This window comes from Paenibacillus phytohabitans (assembly GCF_013141775.1).
Classification (GTDB): Bacteria; Bacillota; Bacilli; order Paenibacillales; family Paenibacillaceae; genus Paenibacillus_AQ; species Paenibacillus_AQ phytohabitans.
The window spans coordinates 545,139-560,304 of sequence record NZ_WHOB01000016.1 but is presented as its reverse complement, the minus strand read 5'-3'; the positions used below and the strand labels follow the sequence as shown (position 1 = coordinate 560,304).

At 52.4% G+C, this 15,166-nt stretch carries 11 protein-coding genes; all 11 read left to right on the top strand.

The window, feature by feature from the left end; translation table 11 throughout:
- The first annotated feature begins 122 nt into the window (after positions 1-122).
- The 11 genes from GC101_RS04315 (at position 123) to GC101_RS04265 (ending at position 15,161) form a co-directional block, all read left to right on the top strand.
- A complete protein-coding gene (locus GC101_RS04315) occupies positions 123-758 on the top strand; it encodes a hypothetical protein (RefSeq protein ID WP_171716213.1) in 636 nt (211 codons plus the stop codon).
- A gap of 20 nt (positions 759-778) precedes the next feature.
- On the top strand, positions 779-1,519 hold the full coding sequence (locus GC101_RS04310; RefSeq protein ID WP_171716212.1) for an MOSC domain-containing protein: 741 nt from the start codon (positions 779-781) through the stop codon (positions 1,517-1,519).
- Between the two features lie 261 nt (positions 1,520-1,780).
- Positions 1,781-2,698, top strand: a complete 918-nt coding sequence (locus tag GC101_RS04305) for an ArsR/SmtB family transcription factor (protein ID WP_216626438.1) — start codon at positions 1,781-1,783, stop codon at positions 2,696-2,698.
- Positions 2,699-2,911: 213 nt separating this feature from the next.
- Positions 2,912-4,681 carry a glycoside hydrolase family 2 protein gene (locus GC101_RS04300; protein ID WP_171716211.1) on the top strand — a complete coding sequence of 590 codons (1,770 nt, stop codon included), beginning with the start codon at positions 2,912-2,914 and terminating at the stop codon, positions 4,679-4,681.
- Positions 4,682-4,819: 138 nt separating this feature from the next.
- A complete protein-coding gene (locus tag GC101_RS04295) occupies positions 4,820-6,463 on the top strand; it encodes a 3-keto-alpha-glucoside-1,2-lyase-like domain-containing protein (RefSeq protein WP_171716210.1) in 1,644 nt (547 codons plus the stop codon).
- A 685-nt stretch (positions 6,464-7,148) separates the two neighbouring features.
- A complete protein-coding gene (locus GC101_RS04290) occupies positions 7,149-8,462 on the top strand; it encodes an ABC transporter substrate-binding protein (RefSeq protein WP_171716209.1) in 1,314 nt (437 codons plus the stop codon).
- Positions 8,463-8,566: 104 nt separating this feature from the next.
- Positions 8,567-9,490 (top strand): carbohydrate ABC transporter permease, encoded by a 924-nt coding sequence (locus GC101_RS04285; RefSeq protein WP_171716208.1) that lies wholly within the window; start codon positions 8,567-8,569, stop codon positions 9,488-9,490.
- Between the two features lie 13 nt (positions 9,491-9,503).
- Positions 9,504-10,316 (top strand): carbohydrate ABC transporter permease, encoded by an 813-nt coding sequence (locus GC101_RS04280; RefSeq protein WP_042138366.1) that lies wholly within the window; start codon positions 9,504-9,506, stop codon positions 10,314-10,316.
- A gap of 92 nt (positions 10,317-10,408) precedes the next feature.
- Entirely contained in the window at positions 10,409-12,208 is a 1,800-nt protein-coding gene (locus GC101_RS04275; RefSeq protein WP_171716207.1) for a sensor histidine kinase, read from the top strand.
- Between the two features lies 1 nt (position 12,209).
- Positions 12,210-13,811 (top strand): response regulator, encoded by a 1,602-nt coding sequence (locus GC101_RS04270; RefSeq protein WP_171716206.1) that lies wholly within the window; start codon positions 12,210-12,212, stop codon positions 13,809-13,811.
- Positions 13,812-13,889: 78 nt separating this feature from the next.
- Entirely contained in the window at positions 13,890-15,161 is a 1,272-nt protein-coding gene (locus GC101_RS04265) for an ABC transporter substrate-binding protein (protein WP_171716205.1), read from the top strand.
- Positions 15,162-15,166: the final 5 nt, after the last annotated feature.

The window sequence follows — 15,166 nt, the reverse complement described above, 5'->3', positions numbered from 1 at the left end:
AAGCCAAGGCCCCACTTTGTGGGGCTATTTTGCGAAACTTTGTGTAGTGGAAGGAACTGGACAGGTGTTTGCCGAAACGGTAAAGTGTATGGTCTATACTGTTTATATTGCAGGAGGCATCTATGAGTTATAGTGAAGCATTAACAGCAGTATGTGAGCGTTACGCCAAATCAGGCGCAGACTGCAAATGGATCATCGTAGGCTCAGTCGCTTCGGTACTGCAAGGAGCGGAGATGACCCCGGGGGATCTCGATTTGTATGCACAGAACGCAGGGGATGCGGCGGTTATCGCTTCTGTCCTTGAACCCTTTAGCTTAAAGGTTAAACCTCTCTTGTCCTGGGAACAACCGGGCTGGTTATCGTCAATCGAGGAACCGTTGTTCACGCAGTCGTTTGCTTCAGGGTTCACCTGGACCAAAGGGAAATGGATCATTGAAGGTTTTGATGTGGAAGCAGTACATATTTCTGATTCAGCGGGCATTCCTGATTCCGAAGATGGGGCGGGAATCTGGGAAGGCGGGCAGTCGATTTGGAGCTATGCTAAGCAGATGCCTTTTGACGGATATACCGTTCCTGTAGTCCCGCTTGAGATTCAGCTGGAGTCGAATATCCGGAGAAACAGGATGGACCGGGCAGAAGCGATACTTCGTGTGTTCAAGGATCGGGGCTACAATGAAGCCTTACTGCAGAAGGCATTGTCGGATAAGAGCAGAAGGATGATTGAAGATTCAGGGAATGGATGGAACATTACATTATAGACAGAAGAGGTGCAGAAATAGTGTCCATTACAGTTGGTGAAATTACGGCGATTAACCGCTATCCGGTAAAATCCTTTGCGGGAGAAGAGCTGGAAGCGTGTCAGATAGAATCTTACGGGGTGCAGGGGGACCGGTACTGCTCTTTCTATGACATGACGAAGAAGGATTGGTGGCAGTATGTTACGGCCAGAAAGATCCCCAATATGCTTACTTATCAAGCGGAATATATCGGAGGGGATATCCGTGTGACGGCGGCAGACGGCAGAGTCTTCGGCTGGGACACGGAGCTGCTGAATGAAATCCAGAGTCTGACCTCCACGCAAATTACGATGTCAGAGTTCAAAGCGCCTCACCCGGAAGAGAAACATCCGCAGCTGTTATCTGTGGACGGGGCCAGTATTCTGCTTGTGACCGATAAGAGCCTGAAGAAGCTGGAGGCGTTATGGGGCAAGCCTGTTGATCAGCGCCGCTTCCGGGGGAACTTTGTCGTGGAAGTGAGTGAGGATTCCCTTGGGGAAGAGGAATGGCTCGGCCGGCGTTTGTCGATAGGCGGTGCGGAGCTGCAGGTGGACAGCTATTGTGACCGCTGCGTTATGATTACGATGAACCCGGAGACCCTGGAGCGCGACAGCTCGCTGCTCAAACAAGTGAATAAGGAGTTCAATCTGAACTTTGGCGTATATGCTTCCGTAATCCGGACCGGGGAGGTCCGGCTGGGGGACCAGGTGGTTCTGCTGCCGGAAGCGTCCACAGGAGAGTGAGTGCCTTAAGTTACTGCGGAATAGGCAGGAATGTTGTAGATAATACAACTCTGACTCCTGAATACCCGGGCATTCGGGAGGATTGTTGTACGAAATATAGGAATTTTCCCGCTAAGCTGCTTGAAGGCGGGGGAATGCTGCCTTTTATACAACAATTTTCAATTTGGGCTGATTTAATGAGGGAAATGTTGTATTTTGTGCAGGAATAGGAATAGATCTTAAATAGACAGCAAAGCGGTGATCGATATTCTGGAATTATCCATGGAACATCCTGATGAACTGGTGAAAGTGACGCATGCGCTGTCTACGGAGCTTAGACTAAGAATGCTGGAGCTGCTCAACAGCCGGAGAATGAATGTAGTGGAGCTGGCGGAGGCGCTGGAGATACCGGTATCCACCTCCGCCTCCAATGTGAAGGTACTGGAGCAGGCGGGGCTGATTGAGACCGAGCTGCTGCCGGCTTCGCGCGGCTCCATGAAGGTCTGCAGCCGCATCTATGATGATATCAAGATCATCATTAATGTGCCGGAACGCCGCGCGAATGCGGAGCAAGGGGACTATTGCTACGAGATTGCAATGCCGATCGGCAATTTCACGGCCTGTGAAGTGGCGCCCACCTGCGGCATGGTCAGTGAGGCTGGGCCGATTATTGTGGAGGACTCACCGGCGGGCTTTTTCCATCCGGACCGTGTTCATGCCCAGCTGCTCTGGCTGCGAAAGGGGTATCTCGAATACCGCTATCCGCTGGAAATTCCGCAGGGGGCAGCGGTCCGCCTGATCCAGTTCTCGATGGAGATCTGCTCCGAGGCGCCGAATTATGAGAACGACTGGCCTTCGGATATTACGCTGTGGATCAACAATGTGGAGGTTGGCACCTGGACCTCGCCCGGCGACTTCGGCGGCAGACGCGGGAAGCTGAATCCTTCCTGGTGGATCGATACGGGTACCCAGTTCGGCTCGCTCAAGACCTGGAGCGTAGACAATACCCGCAGCACGATCGACCACAAAGAGATATCCGCCGTCAATCTGAGCCAGCTGAAGCTTACAGAGCAGAACCATGTGGATCTGCGGCTGGGTGTGAAGGAGAATGCGGTCTTCAAGGGCGGAATGAATCTGTTCGGGCGGAAGTTCGGCGATTATGAGCAGGATCTGGTGATGAAGATCTTCTATACAGTATAAGAAACCGGAGTCACGGAATTTCAACGACAAGCGATGGACAGATGTAGCACTTACGATGAACATACGATATTTATGCAGAGAACCTGACGCCTTAGGCGCAGGTTCTTCATGCTGTACAATCGGTGATTGACATTTCAGCAGATTCTGCAATAATTAATACATATTTATTGTAATAAAACAAAAATATTGTTCTTAAGGAGCGTGTGCAATACTATGGCAACCGAGCATTATATTAAGGATTATCCGCGTCCGCAGTTCGTCCGCAAGGAATGGCAGAACTTAAACGGAGAATGGAGCTTCCGGTTTGATGATGGCAACGTTGGAGAACGGGAGCGTTGGAATGAGCAGCTGCACGGGGATCTGAAGATACAGGTTCCCTTTACTTATGAGACGGAGGCCAGCGGGATCGGCGAGACGACCTTCCATCCTTATGTATGGTATGAGCGGGAACTGCAGCTACCTGCGGACTTGAACGGTAAGCGGGTGATGCTGAATTTCCAGGCGGTGGATTATACAGCCAAGGTGTGGGTTAACGGCAGCTATGCAGGAGGGCATCAAGGCGGTTATGCGGCCTTTTCGCTGGATATTACGGATTATGTTAACACGGATGCGGGAGCGGCTAACCGGGTGGTGGTCAAAGCAGAAGACAGCCAGAGCTGTACTCAGCCGCGGGGCAAGCAGCGCTGGGTGGATGAGAATTTCGAGTGCTTCTATGTGCAGACAACGGGAATCTGGCAAAGTGTGTGGGTAGAGTATGTGTCGCCCTCCTATCTCAAAGCTGTCAAAATCACTCCGGATCTCGATAACCGCTCTGTCCGTTTCGAATATCAGACACAGGCAGCGGACGACAATCTCCGCCTGGAGACTAAGATCAGCACGGGGCAGAAGACGTTCAAGCAGGTCTCGCTCCATGTAGACCGGGCCTGGCTGCAGCTGGATGTGGAGCTGACTCACGAAGCAAACGGCCCGTGGAAGCTGCAGTCATGGTCACCTGCTGCGCCGACATTGTACGAAGTGGAATTTATTCTCTATAAAGATAATCTGGTCATTGACCGGGTATATTCCTATTTCGGACTGCGCAAAATTTCGGTCGAACAAGGCAAGGTGCTGCTTAACAATACACCTGTGTATCAGCGCCTTATTCTGGATCAGGGCTACTGGCCGGAGAGCCATCTGACCCCGCCGTCCGAAGAAGCACTGATTGCCGATATCGACGCAATTCTGGCGATGGGCTACAACGGCGTGCGCAAGCATATGAAGATTGAGGATGCCAGGTTCCTGTACTGGTGCGATGTAAAGGGCCTGCTGGTCTGGTCGGAGATGGCGGCGACCTTTGAGTTCAATGATGAAGCTGTGGAGAACTTCACGAACGAATGGACGGAGATTGTCCGGCAGCAGTATAATCATCCTTCGATTATCACCTGGGTGCCTTTTAACGAATCCTGGGGGATTCCGCAGGTCTACACGAGCAAGTTGCAGCAGAAATTCACCGAGGGGATCTATCATCTGACCAAATCCATCGATCCGAACCGTCCGGTCATTGTGAATGACGGCTGGGAGCATACCATCAGCGATATCATCACCCTGCATGATTATGAAGAGAGCGGAGATGTCTTGCTTGAGCGTTATGCAGACTCCGGCAGCATACTTGGCAGGGCAACCTCATTCAACAACTGGAAATATGCCATGGCTCAGGGCTATGAATACCGCGGCCAGCCGGTGATCGTTAGCGAATTCGGGGGCATTGCCTTTGATTCCGGCGACGGCTGGGGGTATGGAGAGCAGGTAAGCAGCACCGATGCCTTCATTGAACGGTTCAGCAGGATTACGCAGGCTATCAAGGACACCCCTTATATTTGCGGCTACTGCTATACGCAGATTACAGATGTCCAGCAGGAAGTGAACGGGCTGCTCACTGCGGACCGGACGCCGAAGATACCGCTGGAAGTGATCCGGAAGGCCAATTTGCAGATGAAGGAATAATCGTAACATTGGTACCCAAAAAACGGTGAATTATCGGTTCAATGACAAGAAGAAGCCCTTTAGAATCTTCAGTGAAAGCACTTACATGTAGGTGCGGTCAACAGGTTTCATAATTGAAGATGAAGAGGAGGGGCTTATTTGTTAAAAAAACTATTCACCTCGCTGTCGGCTTCCCTGTGTCTGCTTCTGGTCCTGACCGCCATTCCGGCATTTGCCGCGAATGGCCCGGTGGTGTGGGGTACCTCATCCACGATTACCGATATTAACACCTTCACAGATGCGGGGACTGATGCCCGCGGGCTCAGACCCGGAACGTTCGGGGCGGAATATGCCCGGATGATCAAGCTGGCGAACGGGGACTGGCTGGCCGTCACTGCTATTTACGACAACAACGGCTATACCAAGGTCTCCTGGGGTGGCACCCGGCTGCAGGTCTTCCGCAGCACCGACAACTGCCGCACCTGGTCACTGGTGTCCACCCTGTGGGAAGACGGGCGTGACCTGGACAACGGGCAGTTCGTGCAGCTGGCCAATGGCGATATTCTGCTGGCCATGCGCTCGGTCCGCTGGCAGGAGTCGTACCAGCTCAGAGTGTATAAGAGTGTGAATGGCGGCGCGAATTGGAGCTTCCTGAGCACAATCGATGAGAACAACGGCACCGCCGGTTCCCTGGGGAACCCGGATAAAGGGGTATATGAGCCGCATATGCAGCTGCTGAACGACGGCTCGGTGGCAGTCATGTATGCGAGTGAGAAGCATGTGACCGAGAACCCTTCCTACAGCCAGATCATCTCCGAGAAAATTTCTACCAACGGCGGAGCCAGCTGGGGAAATGAGATTTATGTGGCCTGGGACCCGTCTAACGCCGGGGCTCGTCCAGGCATGCCGGTCTGGAGCAAGATGGCGAACGGACAGTATATTGTCGCCTTTGAGGTGTGCGGAACGCAGAACTGCCGGATTTTAACCAAAAAAAGTACGGATGGCAAGACCTGGTCCAGCGGCATCGGCACCCAGGTATCGACCAATCAGCAGGGCGGACCTTATCTCCTCTCCTTAACCGACGGGCGTCTGCTGCTCAGCTCCAACTCCAATGTGCTCTCGTTAAGTAATGATTACGGGACCACATGGGTGGATAATGATGTTCCGGCGTTCGGGAATTCGTGGTGGACAGCGATGTACCAGACCGGGGCGAATGAGATTGCTTTTGTGGATTCGGTCGAGCGGAGTGTTGGCGGGCATAATGTCCAGGTCCGGTTCGGCAACCTCAGCGGTGCGTACACCAATGATTTTGCTGCGAATGACAACGGATGGGCACGTTATGGGGGAACCTGGGCCGTGAGCGGCGGTACCTATAACCTCAGTTCGGTCAATGCGGACAAATCCGTGCTTACCCCGTTCCCATCTAAAATGAACTATACGCTCGAAGGAGACATCAGGCTGAATAATGCCGGCCAGGGCAGTCTGGTCTTCAATCTGACGGGTCCGGGTACCGGTGCCGATTCTCAGAAGGGCTACGCCGCAGGCATTGACTCTGCCGGTCAGGTATGGCTCGGTCGTTTCAACAATAACTGGACCCCGCTCCAGACCGTGGCCACACCCATTGCGGTAAATACCTGGTATCATATGAAGATTGTCGTGAACAGCGGTAACATCAAGGTATATGCTGGTGATATGGCTGTGCCTAAGATTAACCTGAATGATGCGGTGTTTACCTCGGGCACCATCGGGGTACGCGGCGGCTTCAATAACAGCGTAAGCTTCGATAATATAACAGTGAACTAATCTGCAATTTCTTTCTGGAGCCCTTCGGGGCTTCTTTTTTATTGGTACAAGTACCAATCTATATAGCAGTTGGATTTTCTCCACTTGCTTATGAACGGAGGCGCCCTTGCTGGGCAACAGTTGGAAAAACAGCACTTAATATTCCGGGAATAATCCAAAGTAGGGTGTATTCATGTAATTAAATGACGTTTATCCATCTAATCACCTCAAAACCTCCAAAACCTCCAAATTAAGATACATTTATCCAACTAATATTTGCTGAGCTAGAACCAGAGCTAGAACCAGAGCTAGAACTAGAACCAGAGCCAGAGCTAGAACCAGAGCTAGAACTAGAACCAGAGCCAGAGCCAGAGCCAGAGCCAGAGCCAGAGCCAGAGCCAGAGCCAGAGCCAGAGCCAGAGAGATGCGGCAGATGCGAGAATGACCGCCATTTCCAGCAGTTGCTAATTTCAATGGGGAACTGGAAGCCCCGTTTCCGCACCTTTCGATTCTCCACCCTCCTTAAGATCGTCTACCTTCACGGCGGCTCCGTGCCATTAACACCTGTCATTTGTTCACCAAGGAGCGGCGGTTTGTCGGTTCAACCGTTGCCGCATCCCCTGTAGAGTAAGTGATAAGAAAGCCCTTACATGAATGGTTGAGAGGGCTCTCGCACACAAACTTTTTTGACGAGAGGGTTGTTCAAATGAGGATGAATAAGAAGTACACAGGTTTGGTATCGGCCGGGCTGGCGTTAGCCCTGATTCTGCCGGGGTGCTCATCCGGAAACCAAGAGAACGGAGAAGCCGTCAAGGCATCGGATGCACCGGCAAAGACAGAGAGTGCAGGCGGCAGTCCGGTAGAGATCTCGTTCTGGAACATGTTCGGCGGCGGGGAAGGGGAATTCGTAGACCAGATTATCAAGGACTTCAATGACTCGCAGAAAGAGGTAACTGTGAAGCAGCTCCGCCTCGAATCCAATGAATATTACGCGAAGCTCAGTACGGCGCTGTCTTCCTCCAAAGGACCGGATATTGCCATTGCCCATGTGGACCGGATCTCCCCGTTCGTGAAGGCGCAGCAGATTGTACCTGTAGATGAGCTGGCCTCCAAGGTCGGATTTGACCTTAAGGAAATCTCTGATTCCAACATGCACAGTGTGTCCTACGAGGGTAAGCCTTACGCTGTTCCGCTGGATACCCACTTCCATATGTTCTACTACAACAAGGACATCCTGCAGAAGGCTGGTCTGCTGAATGAAGACGGCACCCCTAAGCTTGGAGACCTGACACCGGCAGGCTTCGAGAAGACACTGGCGGATATTCAGGCCAAAGTGCCGGATGTGCAGGCGATGGCTGTGAACACCCCCTACTTCCAGGAGCCGTTCCTTAATCTCTATTATGAAGCCGGCGGGGATATCCTGAATTCCGATATGACCAAAGCCAGTATCAACAATCCGCAGGCGCTGGATGTCCTGAAATTCTATCTGGACGTCTTCAACAATAAGTATGCCGATCTCAATGATAAAACGCCTTGGGATACCTTCCATAACGGCAAAGCTGCCTTCTGGTTCGGCGGTGTATGGGAAGCGGGGCTGCTCCTCGGGGATGAATCCCTGCATATCGGTGCGATGCCGCTTCCTCCGATCTTTGGCAGCCAGACGCACTGGGCCAGCTCCCATACGCTTGTAATTCCGTCCTACGTCACTCCTGAGAAGCAGGAGGCGGCAGCCAAGTTCATGAAGTATTTCTCTGAAATCGGCGGAGAAACCTGGGGACAGGCGGGTCATGTGCCTGCGAACAGCAAAGTAACCACCAGCGATGCCTACAAGAGTCTGCCTTACCGCAGCGAATTCATCGAGGCTCAGAAGACCGTGAAATTTGCTCCGCCGACAGATAAGTATACAACCATCATTACAACGATCTCCGAAGAGCTGCAGAACATCATCTTCGGCAGTGAGAGTCCGGAAGACGGGCTGGCGAAGCTGGAGAAACAGATTAACGAAGTGCTGGAGAACTAGCTCCCTCTGCAGGAAAGGTACGGCCCCCCCGCCGACTTAAATAAAGGGCGGGTGGCCTGTCCTTCCAGCCCATGTGCAAACTTAATTGAAGGAGAGAATGACCGATGGAGCGGAGTGTAATAGAGAATAAAGCGGCAACGCCTCTTCGCAGGAGAGAGCCCATACACCTACTGAAGGAACTGAAAGCTATTTTTTATCTGGTCCCCTTTCTGGTACCGTTTACGGTGTTCTACCTGTGGCCGGTAATCAATGGAGCCTGGATGAGCCTGCATGTCTGGGGCATTCAGGGGATGCAGAAGTATGTTGCATTGGCTAACTATAAGAAAATTTTAGAGAATCCGGATTTTTATTCGTATTTGTGGAACTCCTTTTATTTCGTACTGCTGTGCGCGCCAACCGTATTGGTGCTTGGACTGGTACTGGCGCTGATCATCAATCAGAGAATTTGGGTACGGACCCTGATCCGTTCCGTGTTCTTCCTGCCCTATGTCCTGTCCGTCTCAGTGGTCAGCTTCATCTGGCTGAAGCTGTTCGACGCAAAGAACGGCCCGGTGAACGCTGTACTGCATGCGCTTGGCATGAACACGGATATCAACTGGCTCACCGATCACAGGTTCGTGTGGTGGGCGATTACGATAGCGACAGACTGGTGGAGCGTCGGGTTTGTGATGGTGCTGTTTCTGGCCGGACTGCAGGAAATCCCTACAGATCATTATGAAGCGGCGAAGATCGACGGCGCGAATGCCTGGCAGCGCTTCTGGAGCATCACCCTGCCGGGGCTGTCCAGTGTGATGAAGATCCAGATCTTTTATCAGATTATCAATTGCCTCAAGCTGTTCGGACAGGTGCAGATAATGACCGGCGGCGGGCCGGGAGATTCCACCAATACCATGATCCGCTATATCTATGTCACGGGGTTCAAAAAGGATATGTTCGGCCTGGCCGCAGCACAATCAATGATCTTCTGCTTCATCATGCTGCTGATCGCCGTGGTTCAATTCAAAATCACAGACCGCAAAGACGGATAGGAGGGAGACGTTCATGAAGAAGCTTGCTTTAAATATTGCTGCTGTACTGCTTGCACTGCTGTTTGTTTTTCCGCTGATCTGGATGTTCCTCACCTCCCTGAAGCCTGACGGTGTGAACGTATATACGCTGGCTGATTGGGTGAATTGGTCAGATCTGAATACCGACAACTATGTCAAAGTCATCCGGGATTCGCAAATTCTGCACTGGACCTGGAACAGTCTGGTCATTGGTGTCCTCACCACCGTCATATCCATTCTGCTCAGCTCGCTGGCGGCATTCTCCTTCTCGAAGCTGCCTTTCCGGACGCGGGGGATATTCTATGTGCTGATCGTTTCAGGTCTGCTGATTCCGACAGAAGCTATACTGATTCCGCTCTATGAAACTGCGCTGCATCTGCAGCTGATTGATAACATCTGGGCGATTATCCTGCCCGGGCTGACCAACCCGATCGGCATTCTGCTGCTGAAGCAATTCATGGACGGGGTACCCAGGGATTATATTGAAGCCGCGCAGATTGACGGCAGCCGCAGCTTCCGGTTATGGTGGAGCATCTGTCTGCCGCTTACGCGCTCAGCCATGGTCTCTGTAGGGATCTTCTTCTTTATCCTCTCCTGGAATAACTTCCTGTGGCCTTATCTGGCGATTACCTCAGAAGAGAATATGATTCTTTCGGCAGGGCTGCCCACCTTTTTGTCGAATAATAACATGTCGCTCAATCTGATTATGACGGCAAGTGCCATTGCGGCGATACCGACGATTCTGGTGTTCATTCTTCTTCAGCGGCATATTGTCCAGGGTGTGGCGATGTCCGGTGTCAAAGGTTAATTCTTAAACGCGAAAGGATAGTGGGCATGCTTACATCTCCTGAGAGTTCTGCCAGGCCCATGCGGCTCCGCCTGATATCCTGGATCAAAATTATGAAGAGCAGCATGCGCTATAAGTGGATGCTGCTTCTTGTTCTCTTCTCCTTGACACCGCTGGTGGTCATGGGGATTATTTCATTTTCGATCTCCAAATCAACGATTAACCACAAAGTAACCGAATATTCCGAGCATCTGCTGTACCAGACCGCTGATAATCTGGATACGCGGCTGGGTGTGTACAAGGACATGATGATGCAGGTGCTGAACAATAACGAGATCGTGGGCATGCTGCGGACCCTTGATCGGACAGACACGGCCAGCTATGATGTGGATAGTCTGTCGCTAACGACGAAGCTGTCCACGATTGTGGCGATCAATCAGGATGTGCAGTCGATTTCTTTTGTATCGGATAGGCATTATATCAAAGGAATCTACCGCTGGAACAAGCGCACGCCCGCCGAGGTAGAGCCGTTCCTGCAGACGCTTGAGGGCGGCAGCAACTTCCGCTGGTATCCGACCCGCTACGGGACCTATGTAGACAGTCTGAATTCGCAGAGCACCCACGTCTTCTCGGTAGCCAAGCAGTTGTACAAAATATCCGATGACAGTCCGCTGGGGATTGTGGCAGTTCTGGATATCCGGGAGGATGTCATTAAGGAGCTGGTCTCGAAGGCGGTGAGCAACAACCGGGATCTGCAAAGCTTCGTGATGGACGGACGTGGCATGCTGGTCTCCTACCCGGACAGTGGTCTGATTGGCAGAAGTGTGACTGAGGTGCTGGGTGAGGCGGGTTACGAGAAGCTCATAGACTCCGGACCGGAGGAGACGAGATTTCCGCTCACGTACAAGGGCGACAGCCTGATTGTGAATGCCAAGAAGCTGCACACCAATGACTGGGTGGTGGTGAATGTCATTTCCAAGGCGGCGCTGTACCAGGATTCGAACCGTCTGCTGCAGATTTTCATCTTCGTCGGGCTGCTCTGCATTGTCTTCTCGGTCATTGCTGCACTGGTGCTGGCGAATTCTATTACGAATCCGATTCTGAAGATGATCCGTCTGATGCGGCAGGTGATGTCCGGCGAGCTCAGCGTCCGCTACAAAGCCAAAAGCCGGCATGACGAAATCGATATTCTCGGAGATAATTTCAACTACATGGTTGTGCGGATCGACGAGCTTTTGAAAGCGGTATATCTGGAGCAGGATCAGAAACGGATGGCGGAGCTCAAGGCGCTGCAGGCGCAGATCAACCCGCATTTTCTCTACAACACCCTGGATATTATTAAATGGACGGCCTTGATTCAAAAAGCCAACAACGCGGCAGAGATGGTCAGCTTATTGTCGCGGCTGCTGCGGATCAGTCTGGGCAAAGGGGAAGAGACCGTTACGGTGGAGGAGGAAATCGAGCATGTGCAGTGTTATCTGGGCATTCAGAAGTTCCGTTTCAACTTCAATATTGAGACCGTTGTTGAGATGGACGATGATGTCCGTCACCTGCGGACGCCCAAGCTGATTCTGCAGCCGATTGTGGAGAACGCGATTATCCATGCTTTTGGAGATATGGAGTCCGGCGGCTGCATCCGCATATCGTGCAGCAAAGCGCCGGGCAATCTGGTATGGTTCGAAGTGGCGGACAACGGGAAGGGGATAGACCCGGCGCTTGCGCGCAGTCTGCTGGCCGGGCAAGCGGCGGAGGAGGAGAAGCCGGGAGGCATTGGACTGGCCAATGTGGATGAACGGATTAAGCTGATTTGCGGGAAAATGTACGGCATCGAGATTCACAGTGAGCCGGGTACAGGAACGTCCATACGAATCAAGCTGCCACTCATGACAGAGGATATAAGGGGGAACCGCTGAGATGCACCGGGTCATTATCGTAGAAGATGAATTTATCGTAAGATATGGAATCCGGTCGATGATTAATTGGGAGTCCATCGGGATGGAGGTCATAGGCGAAGCGTCGAACGGCAGGGAGGCATTGGAGGTGATGGAATCCGGGCTGCCTGATATCCTGATTACCGATATCAAAATGCCCGTGATGGACGGCATCGAGCTCATTGCCGAGGTACGGAAGCTCTCACCGGATATCAGGATTATTATCCTCAGCAACCTCGAAGATTTCCAGTATGCCAAGGAAGCGATCAGACATAGTGTATCCGAGTATATGATCAAATCGGATATGATGCCGCGTGACTTTGAGCTGGTGCTGCTTAAATTGAAGGAAAGCCTGGAGGCGGTGCAGAAGAATATGCCCGTCTCTTCCCAGGCTGCTCCCCCGGAGCCGGTGCATAAGGAGAATTTCCTGCTGGAGCTCATGGAGCGGGGGGCGGCTCAGGGGCAGATAGACAGAAGTAGACTCGCACAGGCGGGACTTGCGGATTCACGGCCGCTATATTTGCTGCATATTAGCCTGGGCAGCAGTGCTGAGCCGGGGTATGGGCAAGGACAGAGCGCGATCCGCAGGCTGCTGGAGCAGATGTGGGATGAGCGAACCCTCGGCTATGAGATGTTCCCGGACAGACAGGGGGAGCTTAATATTGTAGTGACCACAGCCGTAAACGCAGAGCCCGCAGGATTAGCCTGGTTAGACTTCGTGCACAGCTGTAGTGAAGAGCTTATCGGCCGCTTATCGGCCCAATACGGCTGGACTGCAACGATTGGTCTAAGCGGAGTGAACGGGCAGTGGGCAGAGCTGAAGAATGCTTATGTCCAGGCCGTGGAAGCTGCCAGGCAGAAGCTGTTTATGGGGAGCGGTCGTGTTCTGGTTCACGGCAGCGAAGAATTGAAGGCGCAAGTACCTCCGCTTGAGGCACTTCAGATCAGCAGCCGCCAGATCCAGTCTATGGTGTACGCCTTCCAGTCCAGAGAGCTGGAGGAGTATCTGAATCAGCTGTTCGGGCAGCTGGCTGTACGCCGGGATGCGGATCTCGTGCAGATTATCTCACTTGAGCTGCTGATGATCCTAACAACCTTGTGGCCTGATGTATCCAGGGATGCTGAACAGGTTCTGGAGCTCAAGAAGCAGTACTTTGACGAGCTGTCGATGCTGGAAACGCTTGAACAGAGCCGGCTATGGTTCATGCAGGCCTTCGAAGCGCTGGTAGAGCATATGATAGAGATGTATAACAGCGACCGGAACAGCATTATCAAGGCAACCCAGTATATTCAGCAGTACTATGATCAGGAAATCACACTGCAGTCGATTAGCCGGCTTGTACATTTAAGCAAGAATTATTTCGCCAACCTGTTCAGGAAGGAAGTAGGCGAGAGCTTCCTGGAGTATCTGACCCGGATCAGAATTGAGAAGGCCAAGACCCTGCTAACCGGAGAACTGAAGGCTGGAGATGTCGGTACCCTGGTCGGGATTCAGGACCCGAAATATTTCTCCAAGGTGTTCAAGAAAATCACTGGCGTGTCTCCTTCGGAATATCGCGGGCTGGTTCGTAAGAGCGGCCAATGAGGGCTGTGAGGGTGGGATTTTGTGCAAACGCTTACAGAATATGACTGGAGTGAACCTGTTCCGGAAAGGGGGAGTGAGATGAAAACCATGGGCCGTATGCTGCCCGTTCTGCTGCTGTATCTGTTCCTGCTGCCGGGCTGTGCAGAGCTCTCTTCCGGGAATCAGAGTCCCCAGGAGAGTACAGTGCCTGTCGAGGTATCCTTCTGGAATCCGTTCGGAGGCGGCGAAGGCGAATTCGTAGAGAGAATTATCAAAGATTATAATGCTTCCCAGAGTGAAGTGTTTGTGAAGCAGCTCAGACTTGAATCTAACGAATATTACGCCAGGCTGAGCACTGCTCTGTCCTTCGGCAAAGGGCCTGATGTAGCCGTTGTCCATGCGGACCGGTTGTCGCCGTTCATTAAAGCGGGGCAAATTGTTCCGCTGAATGCTCTGGCTGAGCAGGACGGATTCCAGTGGAGTCAAATCGGTGAACAGAACCTGCAGAGCGTCAGCTACAGCGGACAATATTATGCAGTCCCGCTCGATACCCATTTTCACATGCTCTATTACAACAAGGATATACTGGCCAGGGCCGGATTGCTTACTCCAGATGGAACGCCGAAGCTTGAAGAGAACACTCCCGCAGGGTTCATCCGTATGCTGCGGCAGATCGCTGAGCGGGTTCCGGGGGTAGAGCCGATGGCGGTCAACACCCCTTATTTTCAGGAATCGTTCCTGGATCTGTATTATGAGGCAGGCGGAGAGCTGTTCAGTCCCGATATGAAGCATGCAGCGGTCGATAATGAGAAGTCGGTGAAGGTCCTGACCTTCTACCAGCAGCTGTTCGAAGAGGGATTAAGTGATCTGAATGATAATACACCTTGGGACTCCTTCTATAACGGCCAGGCTGGACTGTGGTTCGGCGGAGTATGGGAAGCGGGGCATCATCTGGGCAATGAGGATACCGAAATCGGTATTATGCCTCTCCCGCCCATCTTCGGCAGCGCCGCCCACTGGGGAAGCTCACATACGCTGGTTATTCCGGCTTACGTAAGCTTGGAGGAGCAGGAGGGAGCGATGGACTTCATGAAGTATTTCTCAGAGGTGGGCGGACATATCTGGGGGGAGGCGGGTCATGTCCCGGCCAATCTTGATATCGCAGAGAGCCGGGCTTACCGGGAGCTGCCTTACCGCGAGCTGTTTATCCAGTCGAGGGATCAGGTGAAGTTCGCCCCGCAAACCGATAAATATGCGGCACTATTCACTGCAATGTCAGAGGAGCTGCAGAATATTATCCGTAACCGGATTCAGCCGGAAGCAGGATTGAAAGTGCTGGAGAAGAGCCTGAATCAAATTTTGGCGAATTAATTAAC

Excerpts from the sequence above, each read along its gene's own strand:
- GC101_RS04265 (WP_171716205.1), top strand. The coding sequence starts at position 13,890 with ATGAAAACCATGGGCCGTATGCTGCCCGTTCTGCTGCTGTATCTGTTC.
- GC101_RS04300 (WP_171716211.1), top strand. The coding sequence starts at position 2,912 with ATGGCAACCGAGCATTATATTAAGGATTATCCGCGTCCGCAGTTCGTC.
- GC101_RS04275 (WP_171716207.1), top strand. The coding sequence starts at position 10,409 with ATGAAGAGCAGCATGCGCTATAAGTGGATGCTGCTTCTTGTTCTCTTC.
- GC101_RS04315 (WP_171716213.1), top strand. The coding sequence starts at position 123 with ATGAGTTATAGTGAAGCATTAACAGCAGTATGTGAGCGTTACGCCAAA.
- GC101_RS04290 (WP_171716209.1), top strand. The coding sequence starts at position 7,149 with ATGAGGATGAATAAGAAGTACACAGGTTTGGTATCGGCCGGGCTGGCG.
- GC101_RS04285 (WP_171716208.1), top strand. The coding sequence starts at position 8,567 with ATGGAGCGGAGTGTAATAGAGAATAAAGCGGCAACGCCTCTTCGCAGG.
- GC101_RS04305 (WP_216626438.1), top strand. The coding sequence starts at position 1,781 with ATGGAACATCCTGATGAACTGGTGAAAGTGACGCATGCGCTGTCTACG.
- GC101_RS04270 (WP_171716206.1), top strand. The coding sequence starts at position 12,210 with ATGCACCGGGTCATTATCGTAGAAGATGAATTTATCGTAAGATATGGA.
- GC101_RS04280 (WP_042138366.1), top strand. The coding sequence starts at position 9,504 with ATGAAGAAGCTTGCTTTAAATATTGCTGCTGTACTGCTTGCACTGCTG.